This is a genomic window from Pseudarthrobacter sp. PvP090 (assembly GCF_040547365.1).
GTDB lineage: Bacteria > Actinomycetota > Actinomycetes > Actinomycetales > Micrococcaceae > Arthrobacter.
Window position 1 is genome coordinate 105225 of record NZ_JBEPPO010000001.1, and the last position, 25197, is coordinate 130421.

A 25197-nucleotide genomic window follows, 5' to 3' on the forward strand; every position below is an offset into this window, starting at 1 on the left:
CTTCGCCGGACCGCCTCAGGCCGAGACGGTGGTGACCGGCATGGAGGAATCCGGCGCGAAGCCGATGCCGCTCGGCGCGATTCCGGCCATCACCAGCTGGGCGCCGAGGGCCGCGACCATGGCTCCGTTGTCCGTGCACAGGGCCAGCGGCGGGACGGTCAGCCGGATCCCGGCGGCGCTGCAGCGCTGTTCCGTCAGCTGCCGCAGCCGTGAATTCGCCGCCACCCCGCCGCCGAGCAGGAGCTCGGTGATGCCGTTCTCCCGGCAGGCCAGCACGGCTTTGGAGGTGATGATGTCCACGACGGCCTCTTGGAAGGCTGCGGCGATATCCGCCACCGGCACCGTCTCGCCGCGGGCCTCGAACTGCTCCACGCAGCGTGCGACGGCGGTCTTGAGTCCGCTGAAGGACCAGTCGTAGCGGTGCGGGCCGGGTTCCTCCGCGGTGCCCATGTATTTGGGCTGGCTGAGGCCGCGCGGGAACCGGATCGCCTTGGCGTTGCCCGTGCGTGCCAGCTTGTCGATGGCCGGGCCGCCCGGATACCCGAGGCCCAGGAGCCGCGCCACCTTGTCGTAGGCCTCGCCGGCGGCGTCGTCGATTGTGGACCCCAGCAGCTCGACGTCCCCTGTGATGTTCCGGATCCGCAGGATTTCGGTATGCCCGCCGGAGACCAGCAGGGCCCCCAGGTTGTCCGGCAGGGCGTTGGCCGGCCGGGTGGTGCCCGGGTTCTCGGGGTTCTCACGCGGCCCGCCGGCGAAGGCGAGCCGGCCGCCGTCGTCCGTCTCCAGCAGCCCGACGCCGACGTGCGCGACGAGATGGTTGATGGCGTAGAGCGGTTTGCCCGTCGCGACGGCGAGCGCCTTGGCCGCGCAGACCCCAACCATCAGGGCGCCGGCGAGCCCGGGCCCGGAGGTGACGGCGATTGCGTCGATATCCGCCAGGGTGACGCCGGCCTCGGCCAGCGCCTCGCGGAGGGTGGGGACGAAGGCGTCCAGGTGCGCGCGGGAGGCGATCTCGGGAATCACGCCGCCGAACCGGACGTGTTCGTCCATGGAGGAGGACACGGTGTTGGTCAGCAGCTGCATCCCGCGGACAATCCCGACGCCGGTCTCGTCGCACGAGGACTCGATGCCAAGGACCAGCGGCCGGTGGTGCTGGGTGCTGTTCATGGGCGGTCTGCTTCCCTGGGGGTGGTGTTGGAGTCGGGGGTGCCGAGCCGGAGCCGCATGATCAGCGCGTCGACGCCGTCGCGGTAGTAGCGGGGCCGGACGTGGATCTGTTCGAACCCGTAGCGGCGGTAGAGCTGCTGGGCGCGGGGGTTGTCGGCCCGGACCTCCAGGAGCACGTCCTCGGCATGCCGCAGCCGGCTTTCCCGGATGAGTTCGGTCAGCAGCGCCGAGCCGATCCCCCGGCCTTCCTGCTCCGGCACGACGGCGATCGTCTGGACGTCCGCGATCGGCTGGATGCACATCAGCCCGGCGTAGCCCACGATCCGCCCGGCACGCTCGGCCACGAGGTAGCGCCGGGTCTGGGCCTGCGCCAGCTCGGCGGTGAACATCTGCAGCGGCCAGGCGTCCACGGGGAACAGCCTGCGCTCCAGCTCATGCACGGCCGGGATGTCCGCCGGGGTCATGTCCCGGAGGAACACCCCGCCGGGGAGCCCCGCCGGCACCGCGTCCGTTCCCGGGCCCTGTCCGGTGCCCTGTCCTGTGTTCTGTCCTGAGTTCTGTCCTGCGGACCCTGCGTTCACAGCGCCCTCTTCCGCGGGCCGGGGACCTGGGCGTCGGACTCGCGCAGGTACAGCGGGGTGGAGTCCAGCAGGTGTTCCCCCGCGGCGAGCCGTGCGAGGGCGAACTGGCCCAGGGAGAGGGCTTCCGGCTGGCGGCCGCTGAATTCCGGGACGGCCTTGACGACGTCGGCATACAGGCCGGCGCCGGCGCCGTAGACCGGAAGATCGGGCAGGTCCGCGGCAAAACCGACGTGCGGGCCGTCCAGCAGGTGCGGCAACTGGCCGCCGCTGAGGACATACCGGGCCCAGTAGACCTCTTTGCGCCGGGCGTCCGTGGCGACGATGAACTCCGGCGCCGCATCAGTGGACTCCGCCACCTCCAGGGCGATGGCGTCCAGGCTCATCAGCCCGTACAGCGGTTTGCCCCAGACGAACGCGAGGGTGCGGGCCGTGACGATCCCGGAGCGCAGGCCGGTAAACGGGCCCGGGCCCACACCGGTCACCACCGCGTCGATGTCGGCCCCGCTCAGGCCGGCCTCGGCGAGGAGGGCTTCGATTCCCGGCGCCAGCACTTCGGCGTGGCTCCGGGTGTCTTCGGTGGCGAAGCTTCCCACGAGGAATTCCGGGGTGTCATCGGAGACGAGCGCGGCGCTGGCCACCGCCGAGGTGTCGATGGCAAGGATCAGCATCAGGTCCCTTCCGGGGTGTGGGGCAGGGGCGCGGGTGCGGACCCACCGGACGCCGGGAGGGCGGGCGGGGCCGCCCAGCGGGGACCGAAGCCACGGATCACGATTGTGCGGGGTTCGTCGTCGTCGTCGGTGTCGAAGTCCAGCACCTCGGCGTGTTCTGTTGGTGCCGGACAGTGGCCGGATTCCGGCGGACGTGCGGGCGCCTGGGCGCCGCCGAGGCTGCGGACCAGGTCCACCTCAAGCCGGCTCTCGCTGAGGTGCTCCACCCGGCCGCGGCCCCATTCCACCACCGTCACGGCGCTGTCCATCGTGTTTTCCAGGTCGATATCGTCGATTTCCGACGCCGAACCCAGCCGGTACGCATCGACATGCACCAGGTCCGGGCCGCCCGGGCGCGGACCGTCGGGCAGGTTGGGGTGGATCCGGACCAGCACGAAGGTCGGCGAGATGATGCCGGCCCGGACGCCCAGGCCCTCGCCGAGGCCCTGGGTGAAGGTGGTCTTTCCCGCGCCCAGCTCCCCGGTGAGGACCAGCAGGTCACCGGCTTGGAGCTGGGCGCCGAGGGCGGCCGCGAGGGCGTGCGTTTCGTCCGCGGTCCCGACTCGCAGGGTCCGTTCCCAGGCCGCCGCGCTCACAGCCGCGGCCCGCCGCCGGCAGGCTCTTCATTGATGTAGCGGCGCGGCACCCGCGGGCTGATGCGCGTCACGATCTCGTAGTTGTTGGTGCCGGCCGCCCGGGCCCAGTCCTCGGCGGTGGGCCCGCCGTCGTCGCCGTTGCCAAAGAGCACGGCTTCGGCGCCGAGGACGCTGGGGCCGCCGGCCGAGACGTTGAGCGGGCCCAGATCGATCACCATCTGGTCCATTGCGATGCGCCCCACCACGGGGTAGTTCACGCCCCCGACGCGGACCGGTCCCCCGGTGGCGATGCGGGGGACGCCGTCGGCGTAGCCGAGCGGGATGAGCCCCAGCGTGCTGGTGCCGCCGGTGCGGTAGTTCAGGCCGTAGGAGACGCCCTGGCCGGCCGGCACATCCTTGCAGTGCGACACGACGGTGCGGACCGTCATGGCGGGGCGCAGTCCCAGCTCGTCCGGACTCTGCCCGTCGAACGGCGACAGCCCGTAGAGGCCCAGTCCGACGCGGACGAGGTCAAAGTGGGTGTCGGGCCGGGACAGGGTGGCCGGGGTGTTGGCGAGGTGCCGGACCTCGGGATCCACGCCGGCGTCCTGGGCGATGGCGAGGGCCTCGCGGAAGGCCGCGAGCTGTTCGTCGGTTTCCGGGCGCTCGGGTTCGTCGGCGACCGCCAGGTGGGAGAAGATGCCCACCACGCGCAGCAGGCCCTGGTCCTGGAAATCCATGGCTTCGCCCACGAGGCTGTCCCAGGCATCCAGGGTCGCCCCGTTGCGGCCCAGTCCGGTGTCCACTTTGAGATGCACGCGGGCGGGCCGTTCCTGCTCGCGGGCGGCCGCGACAATGCGTTCGAGTTCCCAGCCCGAGCAGCCGATGTCGATGCCGGCGGCCACGGCGGCGGCGAAGTTGCTCTCCGGGGTGTGCAGCCAGGCCAGTAGGGGGGCCTCGATGCCGGCGGCGCGCAGGGCCAGGGCCTCGGAAATGTGGGCGGTTCCCAGCCAGTTGGCGCCGGCACTGAGCGCGGCCCGGGCGACGGGGACGGCGCCGTGGCCATAGGCGTCGGCCTTGACCACCGCCATCACCTGCGCCGGTGATGCCACGGCAGCCAGGCGGCGGACATTGTGCCGGATGGCTTCGAGGTCGATTATTGCCGAGCGCTCCTCGGCGTAGGCCGGCGGAACCTGCGGGGCGGACCGGAAGTCACCTGTTGCTGCTGGGTAAGTCACTTAACGATTCTAGGGGTGGCTGCGCATGGGGCTGAATTCGGGCCTCCCGGCACCACCCTCCGGGGGACATGCCCAGTCTTCGCGGCCACGAGTGGGCACAATGGCATTCTGTCCACTCCCCAGCCCGCAGGGAGGGCATGTCCAGCCGCCACGTGGACCAGACCTGGATCCAGGTCCGCACCGTCGCTCCGAGGGACATGCCCAGTCTTCGCGGCCACGAGTGAGCACAATGGCATTCTGTCCACTCCTCAGCCCGCAGGGAGGGCATGTCCAGTGGGGGGAGCCTGCTACGCGTCCGAAAGGTGCGCGATGGTCGCCGTCGCCCGCCTTTGCGCTTCCTGCGGCACGTCGCGGACGATGTCCTCGAGGAAGCGGTAGCGCCGGAGCCACTGGCTGCTCTGGCGTTCCTTCCGGGCGTTGGCCCGCTGCCACCAGTCGGCGATGTCCCCCCAGCCGGGTGCGGCGAGCGAGCCGCCGACCTCCTGCACGGCCAGGGCGGCGCAGAGATTGGCGAACCGCAGCCGGTCGCCGAGCGGCCAGCCCGCCAAGCAGCCCACGATGAAGGCGGCGCCGAAGCAGTCCCCCGCGCCTGTCGGATCGTAAGCGGACACCGGAAGCGACGGCACCCACTCCTCCTCGCCCGTCAAGGAGTCCACGGCCATGGCACCCTGGGGCCCAAGGGTCACGACGGCGACTGGCACCTTGTCCGCCAGCGCGTAGAGCGCAGCCCACGGGTTGTCGTGCCCGGTGAAGGCCATCGCCTCGTGCTGGTTGGGCATAAAGGCGTGGAAGTACTGCAGGTTGTCCAGCCGTGCCGCGGACCAGACGCCCGTGGGATCCCAGCCGACGTCGCCGAACAGCCGGACCCCGGCCTTGTGCGCGTCGAGCGCCCACGGCTCCAGCTCCTCGCCAAGCTCCGCGACGGCGGCGAGTGACGGCGGAGGGCAGCCGACCAGGTCGCTGGAGCTCACCGGGGCGGGGTGGCCGTGCGTCACCATGGATCGGTCGTGGTCCACGCTGAGGGACACCGTGACCGGGGAGTGCCAGCCTGCGATCTTCCGGGACAGGGACAGGTCAACGTGTTCCTGTCCGGCCAAAATCTTCCAGTTGTAGTCGCCGTAGCCGTCATCGCCGAACGCTGCCGCCAGCCCGGTCCGCAGCCCCAGGCGTGCCGCGGCGATGGCCTGGTTGGCCACGCCTCCGGGGCAGCTGCCCATCCCGTCACTCCAGATTTCGGTTCCGGCGACGGGTGCGTGCGGCAACCCGGTGAAGATGATGTCCTGAAAAACGGTCCCGGTCAGCAGCAGATCGAAGCCCTCCGCCGCCGGGGTTCGGACGGAGGAAAGCGGGTCAAAACGCCGCGTCGGTATCGCGTCCATGTATGCACAGTACGCCGTCCGGGTAGCACTGGAAAGGCGTCTGCCGGGCCAGGCAGCTGTCGCTGTGCATAGACTGTCGACATGCGGCTGATGATTGCCGGGGGCGGCGGATTCCGTGTACCGCTGGTCTACCGGGCGCTCTGCGCGGGTCCCTTCGCCGGGCTGGTCCGGGAACTGGTGCTGTACGACGTCGATCCCGGCCGGCTCGCCGCCATCAACGCCGTCCTGGCCTCCTTTACGGGCCAGCACCAGCCCGGCACGGCAGCCACGCTTCCCGCGGTCCGCGCCACCACCTCCCTGGCCGAGGCGCTGCACGGCACGGACCTGGTGTTCGCCGCGATCCGGCCCGGCGGGACAGCCGGCCGCACCGCCGACGAACGGGTGGCCCTGCAACTGGGGCTGCTGGGCCAGGAAACCACCGGGGCCGGCGGCATCTCCTACGCGCTGCGGTCCATCCCGCACATGCTGGAGCTCGCCGCCCAGATGCGCCGCCACTGCCCTGACGCGTGGCTGCTGAACTTCACGAACCCGGCCGGCATGGTCACCGAAGCCCTGGTCCCGGTGCTCGGCCGCAAGGTGGTCGGCATCTGCGACTCGGCCAGCGGGCTGGTGCACCGGGCGGCGCGGGCCGCCGGCGTCGCCCTGCCGGAGGGCACGCTCGACGGCGTGGGCTACTACGGCCTGAACCACCTCGGCTGGCTGTACCGGCTGTCGGCCGGCGGGCGGGACGCACTGCCCGGGCTGCTGGCCGACGCGGACGCCCTGGCCGGTTTCGAGGAGGGACGCCTGTTTCCGCAGACCTTCCTGGCGAAGCTGGGGTGCCTGCCGAACGAATACCTGTACTACTACTACGAGACCGGACGCGCCCTGGCCGGCATCCGGTCCTCCCCCACGACCCGCGGCGAGTCCATCGACCGGCAGCAGTCCGAGCTCTATCCGCAGCTCGCGGCGGCAGGCCCGGAGGCCTACCGGCTGTGGGACGCCGCACGGCGTTCCCGCGAGGAGGGCTACCTCGCCGAGGCCCGCGCCGCCGGCGAGCGCCGTGACGAGACGGACCTGGCCGGCGGCGGCTACGAACGCGTCGCCCTCGCCGTGATGCGGGCCCTCTCCGGCGGCGGTGCGGCGGAGCTGATCCTAAACACCCCCAACACCACCGGCGCAGGGGGAGCCCCTGCGCCGGCGATTCCCGGGCTGCCCGCGGACGCCGTCGTCGAGGTTCCCTGCCGGGTGACGCCCGACGGCGTGGCGCCGCTACCGCAGGAGCGCCCCGCACCGGAACAGCTGGCGCTGCTCCGGCAGGTCAAGGACGTCGAACGGCTCGTCGTGGCGGCCACCAGCCGGGACTCCGGCTCCACGGGGCCGGGCCGCCGGGACGCGGCGCTGGCGGCGTTCGCCGGGCACCCGCTGGTCGGTTCCGCGGCCCTCGCGGACAAACTGCTGGCCGGGTACGAGGCCGCGTTCCCGGAGCTGAAGGAGCTCTGGCGCGGGAAGCCCTGAGCCCCGGCGCTACAGCCTGCGGTACATCAGGTGCAGTCCCACGTAGCCCAGCCGCGGGTGCAGGAACGCTTCCGGGATGGTGGCCAGCACGTCGAAGCCCAGGGACTGCCAGGCGGCAACGGCCCGGACGTTGGTTTCCACGACGGCGTTGAACTGCATGGCCCGGAAGCCGGCCGCCCGCGCCGCGTCGAGCGAGTACGCGCACAGCCCGCGGGCCACCCCCTTGCCCCCGTGCGCCGGGTGGACCATGTACCCGGCATTCGCGACGTGGCTTCCGCCGCCGCCCTGGTTTGCGTGCAGCTCGCCGGTGCCCAGGACGACGCCGTCGAGCTCCCCCCGCCCCACCGCGACGAAGGTCTGCCCCGGGGACTGTTTGAACCACCGGTCGCGAGCCTGGTGCTCGGTGGTGTCCCGGTCCCAGGTGAAGGTCTCCCCGGCCCTGATCACGGGTTCGAGGATCCCCCAGATCGCCGGCCAGTCCGCGCCGGCGGCGGGGCGGATATCCCAGCCCGGGGCGGTGGATTCGGTCTCTTCGCTTGTGCTCACAGCCGTCACGTTAGCAGGATGCCTGGCTCTGTGACCGGCGCCGCCCGGCGGCCTATGAACCCGCGGGATTTTCAGGAGTAGTGTTTTATCGAAATGCAGTTCCAGGCGCACATGGAAGGGTGGTAGGGAATGTCGCTGATCCGCCGCGTCGCTTTCCTCTCCCTGCACACCTCGCCGATGGAGCAGCCCGGGTCCGGCGACGCCGGCGGCATGAACGTGTACATCCGCGCGCTCGCCGCGGCCCTGGCCGAAACCGGCGTCGAGGTGGAGATCTTCACCCGGTCCACGGCCGCCGGCCAGGCCGCCGTCGAGCACCCCTCCCCCGGAGTCTGCGTGCACAACGTCATGGCCGGCCCGGCCCGGAAGCTGCCCAAGGAGGAGCTTCCCGAACTGCTGCACAGCATGGTCGCCGAAATCGACCGGATCCGGCAGCTCCAGCCGCACGGCCGCTACGACGTGATCCATTCGCACTACTGGGTTTCCGGGGTGGCCGGGCTGGAGCTTGCCAGCCTGTGGGGGCTGCCGCTGGTGCACACCATGCACACCATGGCCAAGGTGAAGAACCTGCTGCTGGTCTCCGGCGAGCAACCCGAGCCGCGGCGGCGCGAGGACGGCGAGCAGAGGATTGTCGACGGCGCCACGCGGCTGATCGCCAACACGGGCACCGAAGCGGCGGAACTGGTCTCGCACTACCACGCGGACAACGACCACATCGATGTGGCCCCGCCGGGCGTGGACCTGGACATCTTCACGCCGGCGTTCCGCGGCCGGGACCGGGCTGCCCGCGGGATCCCGCCGGGCCGCTTCCACCTGCTGTTCGCGGGCCGGATCCAGCGCCTCAAGGGACCGCAGATCCTGGTCAAGGCCGCCGCCCTGCTCCGGGACCGGCGTCCGGACATCGACCTGCAGCTGACCATCGTCGGCGCGGTCAGCGGGGCCAAGGATTTCGACCTGAAGTCGCTGATCAGCGCCGCCGGGATGGACGACGTCGTCACCCACCACCCGCCGGTCAGCGCACCGACGCTCGCCGGCTGGTTCCGGTCCGCCGACGTCGTGGTGATGCCGTCCTACAGCGAATCATTCGGTCTTGTGGCGTTGGAGGCCCAGGCCTGCGGAACGCCGGTCGTCGCCACCAAGGTCGGCGGGCTCTCCCGTGCCGTCTTTGACGGCCGGACCGGCATGCTCGTGGAGGGCCACAAGGCCGCCGACTGGGCTGACGCTTTGGAGGCCCTGTACGACGACCCCGCAACCCGCGAGGACATGGGCCGCGCGGCCGCCCTGCACGCGGAGGGATTCGGCTGGCAACGAACCGCCGCGGTCACGCTGGAGAGCTACCACACCGCGTTGAGCCAGTACTTTGGAAACCTGACCATTCCGGTGGGCCACACCCCCTCACCTGGAACCATAGGCCGGTAACAGCGGCCTGAACCCACTGGTCGGAACACCCACCGACGCCACGAGCCAAAGGACAACGATGTCTGAAACAAGGATTCCCGGATCAGCCGCGACACCAGCCACGGGCGGCGCACCGGGCCAGTCCGCCGCTACGGGCGCCGCCGTCGGGCCTGCCGCGGGCGGCGCCGCCGCGTTGAGTGATCTGGAGATCGCGCAGCAGGCCACGATGCGGCCGATCGAGGAAATTGCCGCGGCGGCCGGGATCAACGCCGAGGCGCTGGACTTCCACGGCCGTTACAAGGCGAAGATCGATCCTGCCAGGCTCGCCGGTCCGCCGGCCGGCGGCGCGTCCCGCGCCCCGGGCAAGGTGGTGTTGGTTTCGGCGATGTCCCCCACTCCCGCCGGTGAAGGCAAGTCCACGACGACGGTGGGGCTGGCGGATTCCCTGGCCCGTGCAGGCCACAAGGTGATGATCGCGCTGCGTGAGCCGTCGCTCGGGCCGATCCTGGGCATGAAGGGCGGCGCCACGGGCGGCGGCTACTCCCAGGTGCTGCCGATGGACGAGATCAACCTGCACTTCACCGGGGATTTCCACGCCGTCACCTCGGCTAACAACGCCCTGATGGCCCTCGTGGACAACCACATCTACCAGGGCAACGAGCTGAACATCGACCCGCGCCGGATGACCTTCAAGCGGGTGCTGGACATGAACGACCGGTCGCTGCGCGAGGTGGTGATCGGCCTCGGCGGCCCGACCCAGGGCATCCCACGGCAGGACGGCTTCGACATCACCGTGGCCTCGGAGATCATGGCGGTGTTCTGCCTGTCCACGGACCTCCCGGACCTCCGGGAACGGCTGGGCCGGATCACCTTCGGCTACACCTACGACCGGCAGCCGGTCACGGTGGCCCAGCTGGGCGTCCAGGGCGCCCTGACCATGCTGCTGAAGGACGCCCTCAAGCCGAACCTGGTGCAGACCATCGCCGGGACCCCGGCCCTGGTGCACGGTGGCCCGTTCGCCAACATCGCGCACGGCTGCAATTCCCTGATCGCCACCCAGACCGCCCGCAGCCTCGCGGACATCGTCGTCACCGAGGCCGGCTTCGGCGCCGACCTGGGCGCGGAAAAGTACATGGACATCAAGTCCCGCGTCGCCGACGTGGCGCCGTCCGCCGTCGTCGTCGTGGTGACCGTCCGGGCCCTGAAGATGCACGGCGGCGTCCCCAAGGACCAGCTCAAGGAGCCCAACCTGGACGCGCTGGCCGCCGGCGTCGTCAATCTCCAGCGCCATGTGCGGAACGTGGAGAAGTTCGGCATCACGCCCGTGGTGGCGATCAACAAATTCGCCACCGACACCCGGGAGGAGCTGGACTGGCTGCTGGAATGGTGCGCCGCGGAGGGCGTCCAGGCTGCCGTGGCCGATGTCTGGGGCCGCGGGGGCGGCGGCGACGGCGGCGACGAGCTCGCGGCCAAGGTCGCCGCGGCCATCGACGCGCCGCACACCTTCCGGCACCTGTACCCGCTGGAGATGTCGGTGGAGGACAAGATCCGGACCATCGTGCAGGAGATCTACGGCGCCGACGGCGTGGACTTCTCCGTTCCGGCGCTCAAGCGGCTTGCGGAGATCGAGAAGAACGGCTGGTCCGGCTTCCCGGTCTGCATGGCGAAGACGCAGTACTCCTTCAGTGACGACGCGAGCAAGCTCGGCGCACCGAAGGGCTTCACCGTGCACGTCCGCGACCTCATTCCCAAGACCGGCGCCGGCTTCATCGTGGCCCTCACCGGCGCGGTCATGACCATGCCGGGGCTCCCGAAGGTCCCGGCCGCGATGCGCATGGACGTCGACGCCGAAGGCAACCCCACCGGCCTCTTCTAACGCCCCCTCACATCCGGCGTCCCTCCAACCAACGCCCCCTCACGTCCGGCGTCCCTCCAACCAACGCCCCCTCACATCCGGCGCCGCGTCAGGGCCAGACCGTTGGAGCCCGCACTTGCCGCTACTAGCCGATCCGGCACATCTGTGGATAACTCCTGCACGGTTGTCCAAATGGGTTCACAATTCCAGCATGAAAACTCGAACGGAGCTTCCCGGCCCACTCGGTGCAGCACCCTTCACTTTCGCTGCTGCCAGGGCCTTGGGAGTGCCAAGAACGAGGCTCAGACAGTCCGACATTAGTCATATCAGCCGCGGTCTCTATCGGCCTGTTGAATGGAGCTTTGAGTTGGAGACGGCTGCTCGCTTACTTTCCGCTGCGTCGCCAGGGGCCTGGATCTCGCACGTCACAGCCGCCAGGCTTCGGTGTCAGCTCTTGCCACCGTGGCTCTCGGACTCTGATGAGCTGCACCTGAGCAAGCCGCGGGCGCTTCCCGAAGTCCGGCGCAAAGGGATCGTCGGGCATACGGTTCTGGCTTGGGACGACGAGGTCGAAACAGCGGACGGCATCCGGATCAGCACGCGTCCCCGCACCTGGCTCGACCTCGCCCGGCGGTTGAGCCTGTCCGAGTTGGTCTGCATGGGCGACGAGCTCGTTCGGGTTCCGCGGTTCGGGCTGGAGGGACGGAACGAGCCTTTCGCGACCATCGATGGGCTGCGGTCGATGGTGAGCCGCCACCCGAATCTACAGGGAATCGTCCGCGCCCGGGCGGCCCTGGACTTGATGCGAGTGGGATCCGACTCGGCTCCGGAAACACTGCTTCGCCTGGCGATGTGCGACGCCGGTCTCCCGGAGCCGGAGCTGCAGCTCCCGCTCCGCCCGGGTAGTCCGGGTTCCCCGACTGCGGATCTTGGGTATCGCCGCCGTCGGCTGGCCGTCCAGTACGACGGCGGCCATCACCTGCTGCCAGACCAGAAATTCAGCGACCGCCGACGTGACAAGGCCTTCGAATCAGCGGGATGGATCGTACTCGTCCTGACAAAAAACGACCTGGCGGACGGCTTCGAGGGCGCCACCGCCAAGATTAAGCGGATCCTCCACACCGCGTACCTCAGCCCGTCGTCTGCTGCAGGCTTTTCCAACCCCGTCTGAGGGAGCGATCCGGCGATACCTGCACGACGTGAGGAGGGATCGGACTGGTACCGACCACATGTGAGGGATCGTCGCCCGGGCACCGGACGCACGACGCTCCCACACCAAAGGTGCGGGAGCGTCGTGTCTAAACACACCAAAGGTGCGGGAGCGTCGTGTCTAAACACACCAAAGGTGCGGGAGCGTCGTGTCTAAACACACCAAAGGTGCGGGAGCGTCGAGGGAGACGGGCGGGGTTAGCGCTCCAGGTCGCCGCGGATGAAGGCCTCGACCTTGTCACGGGCGAGGTCGTCGTTGAACTGCTCGGGCGGGGACTTCATGAAGTAGCTTGAGGCGGAGAGCATCGGGCCGCCGATGCCGCGGTCAAGTCCGATCTTGGCGGCGCGGATGGCGTCGATGATCACGCCGGCGGAGTTGGGCGAGTCCCAGACCTCCAGCTTGTATTCGAGCGACACCGGGGCGTCGCCGAAGTTACGGCCCTCGAGGCGGACGAACGCCCACTTGCGGTCATCGAGCCACTGGACGTAGTCCGACGGGCCGATGTGGACGTCCTTGGCGGCCAGCTCGGCCTCCACGTTGGAGGTGACGGCCTGCGTCTTGGAGATCTTCTTGGACTCGAGGCGGTCGCGCTCCAGCATGTTCTTGAAGTCCATGTTGCCGCCGACGTTCAGCTGGTACGTGCGGTCCAGGGTGACGCCGCGGTCCTCGAACAGCTTGGCCATGACGCGGTGCGTGATGGTGGCACCGATCTGGCTCTTGATGTCATCGCCCACGATCGGGACACCGGCGGCGGTGAACTTGTCCGCCCAGGCCTTGGTGCCGGCGATGAAGACCGGCAGGGCGTTGACGAAGCCCACCCCGGCGTCGATCGCGCACTGGGCGTAGTACTCCGCGGCTTCCTGCGAGCCGACCGGCAGGTAGCAGACCATCACGTCGACCTTGGCGTCCTTGAGGGCCTGGACGACGTCGACCGGCTCTTCCGTTGACTGCTCGATGGTCTCGAGGTAGTACTTGCCGAGGCCGTCGAGGGTCGGGCCGCGCTGGACGGTGACACCGGTCGGCGGGACGTCGGCGATCTTGATGGTGTTGTTTTCGCTGGCCAGGATGGCGTCGGCCAGATCCAGGCCCACCTTCTTGCCGTCGACGTCGAACGCAGCAACGAACTCGACGTCGTTGACGTGGTACTTGCCGAACTCCACGTGCATCAGCCCCGGAATCGTGGCCTTGGGGTCGGCCTCCCGGTAGTACTCAACGCCCTGGACCAGCGAGGTGGCACAGTTACCAACGCCGACGATTGCAACACGAATCGGATGTGAAGACACGGAACTCCTTTGGGGACAACTTCATGTGCCCGGCGCGGAAGTACTCTGATGCACGACGGCGGCAGCGGGCACGGCGCCATACGGCGCCCTTAGCATTCTAGTCAACGGCGCGGCGGGCCGGGTTGTTCCCGGCCCGCCGCGCCCTCAGTATTACAAGCGGGCGGGGCGAGCTATTTCTGCGCCCACAGGTTGATGTCGGACTCGACGGCGAACTCGTCGATCGCCGTCAGCTCCTCGGCGGTGAAGCCGAGGTTGTTGATGGCGGACAGGGTGTCCTCGAGCTGCCCGACGCTGGACGCGCCGACCAGGGCGGAGGTTACGGAGGAGCCCTTGCCCTGCTCGCGCAGGATCCAGGCGATGGCCATCTGCGCGAGGGTCTGCCCGCGGCCCTCAGCGATACGGTGCAGTCCCCGCACCCGGTCCAGCTTGTCCTCGGTGATGCTGTCCTCGTCCAGGGACTTCTCCTGGGCGGCGCGGGAATCGGCCGGAATCCCGTTCAGGTAGCGGCCGGTCAGCATGCCCTGCGCCAGCGGCGAGAACGCGATCGAGCCCGCCCCCACCTGCTCCAGCGCCTCGTACAGGTTGGGGCTGCCGTTTTCGGTCCAGCGGTTCAGCATGGAGTAGCTGGGCTGGTGGATCAGCAGCGGGGTGCCGAGCTCCTTCAGGATCCGGGCGGCCTCGAGGGTCTGCTCCGGGGTGTAGGAGGAGATGCCGGCGTACAGGGCCTTCCCGGAGCGGACGGCCTGGTCCAGGGCGCCCATGGTCTCTTCCATCGGCGTTTCCGGGTCCGGCCGGTGGCTGTAGAAGATGTCGACGTAGTCCAGGCCCATGCGGTTCAGCGACTGGTCCAGGCTGGCGAGCAGGTATTTGCGGGAGCCCCATTCACCGAACGGGCCCGGCCACATGTTGTAGCCGGCCTTGGTGGAGATGATGAGCTCGTCCCGGTAGGGGGCGAAGTCGTCCCTGAGGTGGCGGCCGAAGTTGGTCTCGGCGGAACCGGCCAGCGGTCCGTAGTTGTTGGCCAGGTCGAAGTGGTTGACGCCGAGGTCGAAGGCCCGGCGCAGGATGGCGCGCTGGGTTTCGAAGGGCTTGTCGTCGCCGAAGTTGTGCCACAGGCCAAGGGAAATGGCGGGGAGCTTCAGGCCGCTGCGTCCGACGCGGCGGTAGGGCATGGAGTCGTACCGGGTTTCTGCTGCAACATAAGTCATACGTACTATCCTGTTCTATTTCGAGATGATGGCGGCACTGTGGCCGGGGAGGTCCAGCCGGCCGTCGCCGAGGCGCGAGCCGCCGTCGGTGGCCAGCGAGATGGTGCTGCCGGCAACGGCGAGCCGGGTCGGTCCGGCGGAGAAGTTCATCGCGACCTCCACGCTGCCGCGGCGCAGCCGGAGCCAGCCGTCGGATTCGCTGAAGGCCACCGCGGTGTCCTCGAAGCCGAGGCCGGCGAGTTCGGGCGTCGAGCGCCGCAGCGCGATCAGCTGCCGGTACAGGTCCAGCAGCCGGGCGTGGTCGCCCTCGGCGGCTTCGGCCCAGTTGAGCCGGGAGCGGGTGAAGGTCGCCGGGTCCTGCGGGTCGGGCACGACGGCGGGGTCCCAGCCCATCCGTTCGAACTCCCGGATCCGGCCCTCCGCGGTGGCCTTACCGAGTTCCGGTTCCGGGTGCGAGGTGAAGAACTGCCACGGCGTGGTGGCCCCGTATTCCTCACCCATGAACAGCATCGGCGTGAAGGGCGAGGTCAGGGTCGCGACGGCAGCGAGCGCCAGCTGCCCGTACCCGAGGGTCTGGGACAGCCGGTCGCCGGTGGCCCGGTTGCCGATCTGGTCGTGGTTCTGGCTGCAGACCACCAGCGCCGCCGGGTGGACCAGGCCGGTGTTGATGGGCCGGCCGTGGTGCCGGCCGCGGAAGCTGGAGTAGCTGCCGTCATGGAAGAAGCCGTCGACCAGGACCTTGGCGAGGGCCTCGAGGGACCCGAAGTCGGAGTAGTAGCCGGTGGTCTCGCCGCTGACGTTGACGTGCACGGCATGGTGGAAATCGTCGCTCCACTGTCCGGCCAGGCCGTGGCCGTTGAGGGTCCGCGGGTAGAGCAGCCGCGGGTCGTTGAGGTCCGACTCGGCGATCATCGTGGCGGGACGGCCGGTCTCGGCGGAGATTTCGTCCGCGAGTGCCCCGAACTCCTCGAGCAGGTGGACCGCCCGCTCGTCCTTGAAGGCGTGCACTGCATCGAGCCGCAGCCCGTCCACGTGGTAGTCCCGCAGCCACATCGCGGCGTTCTCGAGGATGTAGCGGCGAACGACGTCGGAGCCGGGGCCGTCGAGGTTGACCGAGTCGCCCCAGGTGTTGCCCTCCCCCGACTTCAGGTACGGCCCGAACCGCGAAAGGTAGTTTCCGCTGGGGCCAAGGTGGTTGTAGACGACATCCTGGATGACACCCAGCCCGGCGGCATGGGCGGCATCCACGAAGCGCTGGTACGCGGCGGGTCCGCCGTAGCCTTCGTGCACGGCGTACCAGAGGACGCCGTCGTAGCCCCAGTTGTGGGTGCCGTTGAAGCCGTTCACCGGCAGCAGCTCCACGAAGTCGACGCCGAGCTCCGCCAGGTAGCCGAGCTTGCCGATCGCCGCGTCCAGCGTTCCCTCGGGGGTGAAGGTCCCCACGTGCAGCTCATAGATCACCGATCCCTGCAGCCCGCGGCCCGGCCACTGCCCGTCCGCCCACTCGTGGCTGCCCGCATCGAAGGTGCGAGACAGCGAGTGGACACCCTCGGGCTGCCGCCGGGACCGGGGATCCGGCAGCGGAGTGGTGTCCCCGTCGACCAGGTAGCCGTAGTCGACGTCCCCGGCGGCCGGGGCCCCCGGCGCGGTCCACCACCCGCCGCCGCCGGCGTCACCGCCGGGGCCGCCGCCGGGCCGCCGGGTCATCGGGTAGTGCCGGCCGTCGGCCAGCAGCGTCACGGTGCCCGCTTCTGGCGCCCAAAGGTCGAAGCGGTCATTTCCGTCAGCAGGCAAAGTGATCACAGCTTTCCGTATATCGGTGGTTCGGTCAGTGCTTGGCGGGTACCAGCAGGGCCACCGGGTAGCGGGCCAGGATGGCGGCCACCTCCACGGTGCCCGGGCCGAAGGTGGCGCCCGTTAGTTCGTCGGTCATGGGGCCGTCCAGGTCGATGGCGGTGTCCCGCCACCCGCCCTGCTGCTCCAGTCCCCGGGGTAGCCGGGTCGCGAGGGTGACGGCCCCGGCCCCTGCCGCACTGACCCGGTCGAAGCCGATCAGGTGCCCGGCGGCCGCGCCGGCGGCCGCCACGGGACGGTAGCCGGTGAACAGCTCCGGGCTGTCGCGGCGCAGGCGCAGCGCCCGCGAGGTGACCAGGAGTTTCGCCGCGTCATCGGTGTACGACGCCGGGTGTTCGCCGGCGTCGAGCGCGGCCAGGGCCGTGCGCCGCGCACCGTAGTCGAACGGCCGCCGGTTGTCCGGATCCGTCAGCGAGCGGTCCCAGAACTCGGTGCCCTGGTACACGTCCGGGACCCCGGGCATGGTCAGCTGCACCAGCTTGGCGCCCAGTGAATTGACGGCCCCGTACGGCGCCAGGAGCTCCACGAGGGATTCCAGTTCCGCCCGGACGCCGGGGTGGTCGAAGGCCGCGTCGACGGCAGCGGCCAGCTTCTCCTCGAAGCCGGCATCCGGGTCGAGCCAGTCGGTTGAGTTGCCGGCCTCCCGGGCCGCCTTCTGCGCGTAGGACTGCAGCCGGTCCCGGTCCGCGGGCCAGGCGCCGGCGATGGCCTGCCACAGCAGGTTGGCCAGCGGACCGTCGGGCAGCGGCGCCAGCTCCTGCAGCCGGGCCAGGGCGGCCCGCCATTCCGGGGCCAGCTCCGCGAGCACGGAGATCCGGGCCCGGGTGTCCTCGCTGCGCTTGGTGTCGTGCGTGCTCAGCGTGGTCATGGACAGCGGAAGCTCGGCCTGCCGCCGGGCCATCCGGTGGTGGAACTCGTCCGGATCGATCGCAAACTCGGTGGGATCGGCCCCGACCTCCGTCAGGGTGCCCAGCCGGGTGTAGCGGAAGAACGCGGTGTCCTCCACACCCTTGGCCATGACCATGCCGGAGGTCTGCTGGAAGCGGCGGCCCAGTTCGGCGTCCGGCTCCGGGCCGGCCTCGAGGAGCAGCGGAAGCAGCTGCCCGACGGCGTCGGCCACCTCCGGACGGCGGCGGACGGCAAGTTCGCAGGCCTCCTTGAGGACGTCCGCGCCCTCGGGCAGGTAGCTGCGGTACACCGGGAAGGCGGCGATGATCTCGGACAGGGCATCGGCGGCCGCCTCAACCGTGAGGCCCGTGTGGGACGGCACCAGCCGTGCCAGCCGGAGCATCTCGGAATGGAGGATCCCGTCGGTGATCCGGCGCTTGGTGCCCCGGATCATCTCCTCGTAGTCCGCCGCCTGGCCGCCGCGCAGCTCAGTGTCGAGGGCGTCCAGGGCTTCCTGCCCGGCGGGGTCGACGAAGAGCCGGTCCACGTCGGCGAGGGCGTCGTAGCCGGTGGTTCCCTCGCAGTCGAAACCCTCCGGAAGGACTTCCCCCGGTTCGAGGATCTTCTCGATCAGCAGGTAGCTGCCGCCCGTGACCTCGCGGAGCCGGCGCAGGTAGCCCTCCGGATCGGCGAGTCCGTCCGGGTGGTCGATCCGGAGTCCGTCGACCAGCCCGTCGCGGAACCAGCGGACAATCTCCTCATGGGCCTCATCGAAGACCTCCGGGAGCTCGACCCGGATGCCGGCCAGGCTGTTGACGGCGAAGAACCGGCGGTAGTTCAGCTCGTTGTCGGCCCGGCGCCAGCCGACCAGCTCGTAGTGCTGCCGGCCGTGGACCTCGCGGGGGTCATCCGCAGTGGGGTCACCTGCGGTATAGGTGCCCTCGGCCAGCGGGAAGCGGTGGTCGTAGTACCGCAGCTCCCCGTCCTTGATTTCCAGCGCATCCACGTCGGAGTCCGATCCCAGCACGGGGATCCGGATCCGGCCGCCGCCGAAGTCCCAGTCGACGTCGAACGCCGGGGCGTAGCGGGACTGCTGCCCCTCCTTGAGCAGGGACCACCACCACGGGTTCTGCACGGGGGTGGCGACGCCGACATGGTTGGGCACAATGTCGACGAGCACGCCCATCCCGGCGTCCCGCGCCGCCTGCGACGCGGCGGCCAGGCCCTCCGGGCCGCCCCGGCCCGGGTCGATCGCGGAGGGGTCGGTGACGTCATAGCCGTGGTCCGAGCCCTTCTCCGCGGTCAGGATCGGCGAGAGGTAGATCCAGTCCACGCCGAGCGACTTCAGGTAGGGCACGGTCTCGGCAGCATCCTGGAGGGTGAAGCCGGGCCGGATCTGAAGCCGGTAGGTGGAGACGGGAGTCCTCATTTGGCGGGCCCTTTCGAATCCCTCGGCTTCGCGGCCGGCTTCTTCCGGCTGGCCCCCTTGACGGACGAGCCCTTGGCCTTAGCGGCAGCGGCTTCCTCCGCGGCCTTGGCGGCGGCGGCCTCCTCCTCGGCGGCGGCGGCTTCGGCGGCAGCCGCTGCCGAGCCTTCTTCCTCGTGCTCGGCCATCGCGGCCAGGGATGCTGCGGCGGAGTAGTCCACTTCCACCTCGGGACCGGAGTGTGCGCGGAGCACCACCATCGACTTGGCTGCCAGCTTGATCACCGAGCCAGCCTTGAGCGGTTCCTCGGTGTTGGCCTGGTCCGCGGTGTCCACCAGGACGTCCCAGAACTTGGAGTACTCCTCGGCCGGCAGCGCAAAGTCCACGTCGTCGTCGTGGGCGTTGAAACCGAGCAGGAAGCTGTCGTCGGTGATCCGGCGGCCGCGGGAGTCCTGCTCCTGGATGCCGTGCCCGTTGTAGAACACGCCGATGGTCCGGCCGAAGCCGCTGTCCCAGTCTTCCGGCAGCATTCCCGTACCGTCCGTCTTCAGCCAGACGATGTCCGGCAGCTTCTCGCCCTCACCCCGAACGACAGGGCGGCCGTCGAAGAAGCGGCTGCGCCGGAACGTCGGGTGGTCGTGGCGGATCTTGTTGACGACGGCGGTGAACTCCACCAGCGGCTGGTCCATGGCGTCCCAGTGGATCCAGCTCAGCTCGGAGTCCTGGCAGTAGGTGTTGTTGTTGCCCTGCTGCGTGCGGCCGAGTTCGTCACCGTGCAGGAGCATCGGGACGCCCTGCGAGAGCAGCAGGGTGGCGATGAAGTTGCGCTGCTGGCGGGCGCGGAGGGTCAGGACGTGGTCGTTGTCCGTGTCCCCTTCCTCGCCGCAGTTCCAGGACCGGTTGTGGGATTCGCCGTCGTTGTTGCCTTCGCCGTTGGCGTCGTTGTGCTTCTCGTTGTAGGAGACGAGGTCGCGCATGGTGAAGCCGTCGTGGGCCGTGACGAAGTTGATCGAGGCCACCGGGCGCCGCGCCGAACTTTCGTACAGGTCCGCGGAGCCGGTCAGGCGGGAGGCGAATTCGCCCAGGGTGGAGGGCTCGCCGCGCCAGAAGTCGCGGACCGTGTCGCGGTACTTGCCGTTCCACTCGGTCCACTGCGGCGGGAAGTTGCCCACCTGGTAGCCGCCCGGGCCGATGTCCCAGGGCTCGGCGATCAGCTTGACCTGGGAAACGATCGGGTCCTGCTGGATGAGTTCGAAGAATGTGGAGAGCTTGTCGACGTCATAGAACTCACGGGCGAGCGTGGAGGCGAGGTCGAAGCGGAAGCCGTCGACGTGCATTTCCGTCACCCAGTAGCGCAGGGAGTCCATGAGCAGCTGGAGGGAGTGCGGGTGCCGGACGTTGAGGGAGTTTCCGGTGCCGGTGTAATCCATGTAGTGCTTCAGGTCGTCGTCGACCAGCCGGTAGTAGGCCTGGTTGTCGATGCCCTTGAAGGACAGGGTGGGGCCGAGGTGGTTGCCTTCGGCGGTGTGGTTGTAGACCACGTCCAGGATCACTTCCATGCCGGCCTTGTGCAGCTCGCGGACCATGGCCTTGAATTCCTGGACCTGGTGCCCGACGTCGCCGGAGGAGCTGTAGGTGTTCTGCGGGGCGAAGAAGCCGATGGTGTTGTAGCCCCAGTAGTTGTTGAGGCCCTTCTCCTCGAGCGTGCCGTCGTTGACGAACTGGTGCACGGGCATGAGTTCGATCGCGGTGACGCCGAGCTTCTTCAGGTGCTCGATCACGGCCGGGTGCGCGACGCCGGCGTAGGTGCCGCGCTGCTCTTCGGGGACTTCCGGGTGCAGCTCGGTCAGGCCCTTGACGTGGGCCTCGTAGATGACCGACTGGTGGTAGGGGATCCGCGGCTGGCGGTCGCCGTCCCACTCGAAGAACGGGTTGATGACCACGCCGTGCATGGTGTGCGGCGCCGAGTCGCTGTCGTTGCGGGAATCGGGGTCGCCGAATTCGTAGGTGAACAGCGCCGGATCCCAGTCGATCTGGCCCTGGATGGCCTTGGCGTAGGGGTCCATCAGCAGCTTGTTCGGGTTGAAGCGGTTGCCGTTCTCGGGCTCGTACGGGCCGTGGACCCGGTAGCCGTACTTCTGGCCGGGCTGGATGTGCGGCAGGTAGCAGTGCCACACGTAGCCGTCCACCTCGGTCAGCTCGATGCGCGTCTCGGACAGATCATCAGCAAGGATGCACAGCTCCACCCGTTCCGCGCGTTCGCTGAACAGGGCAAAGTTGGTGCCGGTGCCGTCAAAGGTGGCTCCCAGCGGGTATGCCGTTCCGGGCCAGACTTCCATGTGTACTCCTCGTGCGTGGCGAAAATTCTCTAGACAGACTACTTGTAAGTAGGGTTACCAATTGACTCGGCGCACTGCGCGTGCGCTTTTGTTACAGCTTCGTCATGGCCCTCCGCACGGATTGCGCGACGTCCGACGCCGTCACGGGCCCGCCGTCCGAGGCGAGGGTTCCGGCCCGGCCGTGGACGCTGGCGCCCAGCGCTGCGATGCCGGCCCAGCGGTCGTCGCCGCGGATTCCGCGGGAGGCGAACGTCCCCTGGCTCCCGGCCAGCTGCGAGAGCAGGGCCCCCAGGATGCCGGCCAGGACGTCCCCGCTGCCGGCAGTGGCCAGCCAGGGGGTCGCGTCGGCCTGGCTGAAGACCGTACCCGAGGGGGCGGCAACAAGGGTCGTGGCGCCCTTGAGCAGGACCGTGGCCCCGGTCAGCCCGCTGGCCCGCCGGGCGGCCGCGAGGGTGGCGCCCTCCACTCCGGAGCGGCCGGGTCCGGCGCCGTAGCGCGCCAGGAGGGTTTCCAGCTCGCCGGCGTGCGGTGTCAGCACGAACCGGGGGGCGAGGTCCCGGGGCAGGGCCGGCAGTGCCCCGGCATCGGCCACGACGGGAAGCCCGGTGGCCGCGGCGTCGCGGACGCGGTCCAGCTGCTCATGGGCGTGTTCGTCGATTCCCGGTCCCACGAGCCAGGCCTGGACGTGGGCGTCCGCGGCGGAGCCGGAGCCGCACACGACCTCCGGGCAGGACCGGCGGACCAGGTCGGCGACGTCCGGCGGCCCAAGGTAGCGCACCATGCCCACGCCGGCTGCCAGCGCGCCGCGGCAGGCGAGCACCGCGGCGCCGGGGTACTGGTGTGAGCCGGCGACGACGCCCAGGACGCCGCGGGAGTACTTGTGCGAGCGCCGCTCGGGGTGGGGCAGGAGCGCGGCGAGGTCCCCGGACTCCAGGCGGCGCAGGGCCGGCTCCGGCAGGGCAGCCTCGATCCCGATCGGGATCACCTGCACTCGGCCGGCGAAGTCCGCCCCGGGGTCGACCAGCAGTCCGGCCTTGGCCGCCCCGAAGGTCACGGTGAGCTCCGCGCGGAGCACGGGGGGATGGGATTCTCCGGTGTCGGCGTCCACGCCGCTGGGGATGTCGCAGGCCACCACGAGTCCGGGCCGGGAGCGGCCCAGCACCTCGATCAGCTCCGCGGCGGGACCGCGGAGCCCGCCCTGCGCGCCCGTGCCGAGGACCGCGTCGATGACGACGCCGGACGCCGCGGCGGCCGCGGCCGCGCCGGCGACGTTCCCCTGCGCCAGGCGGATCACCCGGCCGCCGGCTTTTTCCAAAGCTTCAAGCCCTGCGGGGTGGGCCTCCCCCGCGGTGAGTACCGCCGTCGTCCGCATGCCGCGGCCAGCCAGCAGGGCGGCCGCGAACAGCCCGTCCCCGCCGTTGTTGCCCTTGCCGGCGAGCACCGTGACGCTGGCGCCGTAGAGGCGCTCCCCCCGGGCGCGGAGTTCGCGGACCACCGCGTTGGCCAGCCCGTAGGCGGCCCGTTGCATCAGAACAGCGCCCACACCGTTTCCCAGGAAAGGCCTTTCAGGCTCTCGTATCTGGGTTCCGGTGTAGGCGCTGATCATGGTTTCAGTCCGTTCGCGGTGCAGTCGCTGTGGAAGGTGCGGCGTGGTTCAGACTGGTCATGCTCAGCCTTCGGCGATGACCGTCGCTGTGGCGATGCCGCCGTCGTGGCTCATGGACAGGTGCCAGCGCTTGACGCCTTTCGACTCGGCCACGGCCAGCACGGTGCCCTTGACCTGGACCGTGGGGCCGTTCTGGTCCAGCCCGATCCAGCAGTCCTGCCAGTTCATGCCGGCCGGGGCGCCGAGCACCTTGGCCACGGCCTCCTTCGCGGCGAACCGGGCCGCCAGGGAGCGGGTGTTCAGTTCACGCTCCGCGGGGACGAACAGCCTGTCGCGCAGCCCGGGGGTGCGCTCCAGCTGCCGGCCGAACCGTTCAATGTCTACGACGTCTACGCCAATGCCAACAATCATGGCGTTATTCTACGGTCACGCTCTTGGCCAGGTTGCGAGGCTGGTCCACGTCGTAGCCCTTGGCGGACGCCAGGGCGAGGGCGAAAATCTGCAGCGGGACCGTGCTGAGCAGCGGGGCCAGCAGCGTGGGCGTCTCCGGAATGTAGAAGACGTGCTCGGCGTAGGCCTTGACCGCCTCGTCGCCCTCCTCCGCGATGACGATCGTCTTGGCGCCGCGCGCCCGGACTTCCTGGATGTTGGAAACCACCTTGGCGTGCAGCGAGTCGCGGCCGCGGGGCGAGGGGACCACCACGAAGACGGGCTGGCCCTCCTCGATCAGCGCGATCGGGCCGTGCTTGAGCTCACCTGCGGCGAAGCCCTCGGCGTGGATGTAGGCAAGCTCCTTGAGCTTGAGCGCGCCCTCCATCGCCACCGGGAAGCCGACGTGGCGGCCCAGGAACAGCACGGACTTGGCGTCAGCCATGGACTCGCCGAGTTCCTTGATCTGTGCCTCGTTGTCGAGGATCTGCTGGATCTTGGCCGGGATCTTGTTGAGGTCCGCGAGGATGTCCTTGATCTCGCCCTGGAACTTGTTGCCGCGCAGCTGGGCCAGGTAGAGGCCCAGGAGGTAAGCGGCGGTGATCTGCGCCAGGAAGGCCTTGGTGGAGGCGACGGCGATTTCCGGGCCCGCGTGGGTGTACAGCACGGCGTCGGATTCGCGCGGAATCGTGGACCCGTTGGTGTTGCAGATCGAGACCGTCTTGGCGCCCTGTTCCTTGGCGTAGCGGACGGCCATCAGGGTGTCCATGGTCTCGCCGGACTGGGAGATCGAGACGATCAGGGTGTTCTCGTCCACGATCGGGTCGCGGTAGCGGAATTCGTGGGAGAGTTCCACCTCGGTGGGGATCCGGCACCAGTGTTCGATCGCGTACTTGGCGACCTGTCCGGCGTAGGCGGAGGTCCCGCAGGCGAGGACGATGATCTTGTCGACGTTCTTGAGCAGTTCCGGATCGACGCGGAGCTCGTCGAGGGTCAGGCGGCCGTTGATGTCCGAGCGGCCCAGCAGGGTCTGCAGCACGGCGTCCGGCTGGTCGTGGATTTCCTTTTCCATGAAGGACGGGAAGCCGCCCTTTTCCGCCGAGGCCGGATCCCAGTTGACGTGGTATTCCTTGCCCTCGGCCGGGGCGCCGTAGAAGTCCGTGATTTCCACGGTGTCGGCGGTGATGGTGACGATCTGGTCCTGGCCGAGCTCGACGGCGCGGCGCGTGTAGTCGATGAAGCCGGAAACGTCGGAGCCGAGGAAGTTCTCGCCGTCGCCGAGGCCGACGACGAGCGGGGAGTTGCGGCGGGCCGCCACGACGACGTCGGGCTGGTCCGCGTGGATGGCGAGGAGGGTGAAGGCGCCTTCGAGGCGCTGGCAGGCCAGCTGCATGGCCTTGGTCAGGTCGCCCTTGGACGAGCCGTGGACCTGGTTGTGGTAGATGTCGCCGAGCAGTGCGGCGGCGACCTCGGTGTCGGTCTCGGACTTGAAGACCACACCCTTGCGCACGAGCTCCAGCTTGAGCTCGGCAAAGTTTTCGATGATGCCGTTGTGGATCACGGCCAGCCTGCCCTCATCGGAGAGGTGCGGGTGGGCGTTCTGGTCGGTCGGGCCGCCGTGGGTCGCCCAGCGCGTGTGACCGATGCCGGTCAGCGATTCCGGCAGCGGTCTGGCCTCGAGTTCGGCGATCAGGTTGCTCAGCTTGCCCGACTTCTTGCGGGACGAAATGGTTCCGTCAGCCACAACGGCAATGCCTGCAGAGTCGTAGCCCCGGTACTCCAGGCGCCGCAGTCCCTCAAGGACAACGTCCAGGGCATTGTGTCCAGTATTTACCCGGCCAGCGGAGTGGCCCACATATCCAACGATTCCACACATGGACCCAAGCCTAGCGGGTTTCCCGGACAGAGGACGTAGGATCATTGCTTCCAGCACGACGTCCGCCGACTTGGCGGGGCGCGCCTGCTGCACGGACTGGTCCGCCCATTTCGCTCTCGGCCCGGCGGAGGGCAGAAT

General features: G+C 69.5%; 19 protein-coding genes. 4 read left to right on the forward strand and 15 right to left on the reverse strand.

Annotated features, from left to right (window positions below):
* Positions 1-15 precede the first annotated feature (15 nt).
* The 6 genes from tsaD to ABIC21_RS00490 all read right to left on the reverse strand — a co-directional run bounded on the left by tsaD (position 16) and on the right by ABIC21_RS00490 (position 5647).
* Complete coding sequence (gene tsaD, locus ABIC21_RS00465) at positions 16-1167, reverse strand: tRNA (adenosine(37)-N6)-threonylcarbamoyltransferase complex transferase subunit TsaD (protein ID WP_354348494.1); 1152 nt, start codon at positions 1165-1167, stop codon at positions 16-18.
* Positions 1164-1631, reverse strand: coding sequence for a ribosomal protein S18-alanine N-acetyltransferase (rimI, locus tag ABIC21_RS00470; RefSeq protein ID WP_354348742.1), 468 nt, complete (start codon positions 1629-1631; stop codon positions 1164-1166). Before rimI ends, tsaD begins: the two co-directional genes overlap by 4 nt.
* 113 nt (positions 1632-1744) lie before the next feature.
* On the reverse strand, positions 1745-2416 hold the full coding sequence (tsaB, locus tag ABIC21_RS00475; protein ID WP_354348495.1) for a tRNA (adenosine(37)-N6)-threonylcarbamoyltransferase complex dimerization subunit type 1 TsaB: 672 nt from the start codon (positions 2414-2416) through the stop codon (positions 1745-1747).
* Positions 2416-3051, reverse strand: a complete 636-nt coding sequence (tsaE, locus tag ABIC21_RS00480; protein ID WP_354348496.1) for a tRNA (adenosine(37)-N6)-threonylcarbamoyltransferase complex ATPase subunit type 1 TsaE — start codon at positions 3049-3051, stop codon at positions 2416-2418. Before tsaE ends, tsaB begins: the two co-directional genes overlap by 1 nt.
* Positions 3048-4268, reverse strand: a complete 1221-nt coding sequence (gene alr / locus ABIC21_RS00485) for an alanine racemase (RefSeq protein ID WP_354348497.1) — start codon at positions 4266-4268, stop codon at positions 3048-3050. Before alr ends, tsaE begins: the two co-directional genes overlap by 4 nt.
* Before the next feature lie 287 nt (positions 4269-4555).
* Positions 4556-5647, reverse strand: a complete 1092-nt coding sequence (locus ABIC21_RS00490) for a carbohydrate kinase family protein (RefSeq protein ID WP_354348498.1) — start codon at positions 5645-5647, stop codon at positions 4556-4558.
* Between the two features lie 81 nt (positions 5648-5728).
* Here ABIC21_RS00490 and ABIC21_RS00495 point away from each other — a divergent pair, with 81 nt between their 5' ends.
* Positions 5729-7144, forward strand: coding sequence for a family 4 glycosyl hydrolase (locus tag ABIC21_RS00495; protein WP_354348499.1), 1416 nt, complete (start codon positions 5729-5731; stop codon positions 7142-7144).
* 9 nt (positions 7145-7153) lie between these two features.
* Here the strand turns inward: ABIC21_RS00495 and ABIC21_RS00500 are convergent, their stop codons facing one another.
* Entirely contained in the window at positions 7154-7690 is a 537-nt protein-coding gene (locus tag ABIC21_RS00500) for a GNAT family N-acetyltransferase (protein WP_354348500.1), read from the reverse strand.
* Between the two features lie 129 nt (positions 7691-7819).
* Between ABIC21_RS00500 and mshA the strand changes: the two genes are divergently transcribed.
* The 3 genes from mshA to ABIC21_RS00515 all read left to right on the forward strand — a co-directional run bounded on the left by mshA (position 7820) and on the right by ABIC21_RS00515 (position 12111).
* Entirely contained in the window at positions 7820-9106 is a 1287-nt protein-coding gene (gene mshA / locus ABIC21_RS00505) for a D-inositol-3-phosphate glycosyltransferase (protein ID WP_354348501.1), read from the forward strand.
* 58 nt (positions 9107-9164) lie between these two features.
* Entirely contained in the window at positions 9165-10961 is a 1797-nt protein-coding gene (locus tag ABIC21_RS00510; RefSeq protein ID WP_354348502.1) for a formate--tetrahydrofolate ligase, read from the forward strand.
* Between the two features lie 433 nt (positions 10962-11394).
* Positions 11395-12111 (forward strand): endonuclease domain-containing protein, encoded by a 717-nt coding sequence (locus ABIC21_RS00515; protein WP_354348503.1) that lies wholly within the window; start codon positions 11395-11397, stop codon positions 12109-12111.
* A gap of 236 nt (positions 12112-12347) precedes the next feature.
* On the opposite strand, the gene ABIC21_RS00520 is transcribed toward ABIC21_RS00515, so the two are convergent.
* From ABIC21_RS00520 to glmS, 8 genes are all read right to left on the reverse strand, one after another.
* On the reverse strand, positions 12348-13433 hold the full coding sequence (locus ABIC21_RS00520; RefSeq protein WP_354348504.1) for an inositol-3-phosphate synthase: 1086 nt from the start codon (positions 13431-13433) through the stop codon (positions 12348-12350).
* Positions 13434-13603: 170 nt separating this feature from the next.
* On the reverse strand, positions 13604-14641 hold the full coding sequence (gene mgrA, locus ABIC21_RS00525) for an L-glyceraldehyde 3-phosphate reductase (RefSeq protein WP_354348505.1): 1038 nt from the start codon (positions 14639-14641) through the stop codon (positions 13604-13606).
* 15 nt (positions 14642-14656) lie between these two features.
* Positions 14657-16441, reverse strand: coding sequence for a malto-oligosyltrehalose trehalohydrolase (gene treZ, locus ABIC21_RS00530; protein ID WP_354348743.1), 1785 nt, complete (start codon positions 16439-16441; stop codon positions 14657-14659).
* Between the two features lie 28 nt (positions 16442-16469).
* Positions 16470-18812: a malto-oligosyltrehalose synthase gene (treY, locus tag ABIC21_RS00535; RefSeq protein ID WP_354348506.1), complete on the reverse strand. Its 2343-nt coding sequence runs from the start codon at positions 18810-18812 to the stop codon at positions 16470-16472.
* Positions 18809-21148 carry a glycogen debranching protein GlgX gene (glgX, locus tag ABIC21_RS00540; RefSeq protein WP_354348507.1) on the reverse strand — a complete coding sequence of 780 codons (2340 nt, stop codon included), beginning with the start codon at positions 21146-21148 and terminating at the stop codon, positions 18809-18811. The genes treY and glgX overlap by 4 nt, the downstream gene beginning before the upstream one ends.
* A 91-nt stretch (positions 21149-21239) precedes the next feature.
* Positions 21240-22754 (reverse strand): NAD(P)H-hydrate epimerase, encoded by a 1515-nt coding sequence (locus ABIC21_RS00545; protein ID WP_354348508.1) that lies wholly within the window; start codon positions 22752-22754, stop codon positions 21240-21242.
* Positions 22755-22817: 63 nt separating this feature from the next.
* Positions 22818-23165 carry a holo-ACP synthase gene (locus ABIC21_RS00550; protein ID WP_024366340.1) on the reverse strand — a complete coding sequence of 116 codons (348 nt, stop codon included), beginning with the start codon at positions 23163-23165 and terminating at the stop codon, positions 22818-22820.
* 4 nt (positions 23166-23169) lie between these two features.
* Positions 23170-25059, reverse strand: coding sequence for a glutamine--fructose-6-phosphate transaminase (isomerizing) (glmS, locus tag ABIC21_RS00555; protein ID WP_354348509.1), 1890 nt, complete (start codon positions 25057-25059; stop codon positions 23170-23172).
* Positions 25060-25197: the final 138 nt, after the last annotated feature.

What these genes read in the sequence shown, in the direction of transcription:
- ABIC21_RS00510 (WP_354348502.1), top strand. Translation starts at nt 9,165, where the DNA reads ATGTCTGAAACAAGGATTCCCGGATCAGCCGCGACACCAGCCACGGGC.
- mgrA (WP_354348505.1), bottom strand. Translation starts at nt 14,641, where the DNA reads ATGACTTATGTTGCAGCAGAAACCCGGTACGACTCCATGCCCTACCGC.
- glmS (WP_354348509.1), bottom strand. Translation starts at nt 25,059, where the DNA reads ATGTGTGGAATCGTTGGATATGTGGGCCACTCCGCTGGCCGGGTAAAT.
- mshA (WP_354348501.1), top strand. Translation starts at nt 7,820, where the DNA reads ATGTCGCTGATCCGCCGCGTCGCTTTCCTCTCCCTGCACACCTCGCCG.
- ABIC21_RS00495 (WP_354348499.1), top strand. Translation starts at nt 5,729, where the DNA reads ATGCGGCTGATGATTGCCGGGGGCGGCGGATTCCGTGTACCGCTGGTC.
- tsaD (WP_354348494.1), bottom strand. Translation starts at nt 1,167, where the DNA reads ATGAACAGCACCCAGCACCACCGGCCGCTGGTCCTTGGCATCGAGTCC.
- treY (WP_354348506.1), bottom strand. Translation starts at nt 18,812, where the DNA reads ATGAGGACTCCCGTCTCCACCTACCGGCTTCAGATCCGGCCCGGCTTC.
- tsaB (WP_354348495.1), bottom strand. Translation starts at nt 2,416, where the DNA reads ATGCTGATCCTTGCCATCGACACCTCGGCGGTGGCCAGCGCCGCGCTC.
- glgX (WP_354348507.1), bottom strand. Translation starts at nt 21,148, where the DNA reads ATGGAAGTCTGGCCCGGAACGGCATACCCGCTGGGAGCCACCTTTGAC.
- ABIC21_RS00545 (WP_354348508.1), bottom strand. Translation starts at nt 22,754, where the DNA reads ATGATCAGCGCCTACACCGGAACCCAGATACGAGAGCCTGAAAGGCCT.
- ABIC21_RS00490 (WP_354348498.1), bottom strand. Translation starts at nt 5,647, where the DNA reads ATGGACGCGATACCGACGCGGCGTTTTGACCCGCTTTCCTCCGTCCGA.
- ABIC21_RS00550 (WP_024366340.1), bottom strand. Translation starts at nt 23,165, where the DNA reads ATGATTGTTGGCATTGGCGTAGACGTCGTAGACATTGAACGGTTCGGC.
- rimI (WP_354348742.1), bottom strand. Translation starts at nt 1,631, where the DNA reads ATGACCCCGGCGGACATCCCGGCCGTGCATGAGCTGGAGCGCAGGCTG.